Annotated in this window: 2 protein-coding genes; one reads left to right on the plus strand and one right to left on the minus strand. The window is 72.3% G+C overall.

The features are described 5' to 3' along the window. The coding region (locus AC1D15_RS33915; RefSeq protein ID WP_477829525.1) for a hypothetical protein at positions 1-221 on the minus strand (221 nt) is incomplete at its 3' end. A gap of 232 nt (positions 222-453) precedes the next feature. Here AC1D15_RS33915 and AC1D15_RS33920 point away from each other — a divergent pair. Beyond that, positions 454-1,062 (plus strand): M28 family peptidase (locus AC1D15_RS33920; RefSeq protein ID WP_477829526.1); only part of this gene is annotated, 609 nt, incomplete at its 3' end.

A 1,062-nucleotide genomic window follows, 5' to 3' on the forward strand; every position in this document is an offset into this window, starting at 1 on the left:
GGCCAGGCTGATTCGCGCACCAGCGATGCGCCCAGCTGCGGGCTGACGGTCGACGTCAGCTTGCTCTTGAACAGGCCGAAGATCATGCCGTTGCCGCCTTCGTTGGATTGGGCCGGCCCGCAACCGGCGAATGCACCCGCCAGCACCAGCAGGCCGATGCCGGCCCGGTGGGCGGCAGTCGACCGTCGCGGCGGGCGGGGTTTGTCTCGTCGTGCGGGCATCGGGCCATTATTGCGGCCGGGTCGCGCTGCGGCGTTCGACCAAAGTCACCCCGGCGGGCCACCGCGGTGCCGACCCCCCCAAGTTCGAGGGATGCTGGCGAGCCTGTCAGACAGCCGGCGCGGGCGTCGGCCTGACGTTCGCGGCCCCGAATCGGTCGATCGTCGGATGCCAGCCCACGGGATGCATCGCCGTGGGCACGATCGCGGCCTGTCAACGCTCGAAGGATCTCGCATGAAGACAGGGTTCTGGATCGCGTTCGCCGCTGTGTTCGCGGTGCTCGTTGCCGCGTGGTTCGTCGTCACGCAGCCCGGCGTGATGTCGATCGTGTCGCAACCGCCTCCGGTCGACGCCGACCGCCTGAAGGCGCATGTGCGTCGCCTCTCGGTCGACCTGCATCCGCGCGTGGCCGGGGCGTCGGGGCGGCTCGATGCCGCGGCGGCGTACGTGGCCGATGAGCTGCGTGCCTGCGGCGCGGTGGTGAGCGTGCAGGAGTTCGCCGTGGGCGCGGCCCGGCATCGCAACCTGGTGGCCCGCTTCGGCCCGGCAGACGGCGCCCCGCTCGTGATCGGCGCGCACTACGACTCGCACGACGGCGCGCACGACGGCGGAGAGGGCGGTTCAACACCCGGTGCCGACGACAACGCGAGCGGCGTCGCGGGCCTGCTCGAACTGGCCCGCCTCCTGGCGCGCGATCCGCCGCCGCGGCCGGTCGAGCTCGTCGCGTACACGCTCGAGGAGCCGCCGTACTTCCGCAGCGCCGTCATGGGCAGCGCCGTGCACGCGCGGTCGCTGCAGGCTGCCGGCCGCGAGCCGCGCCTGATGCTGGCGCTGGAGATGATC

The organism is Rhizobacter sp. P2_H2 (genome assembly GCF_056403375.1).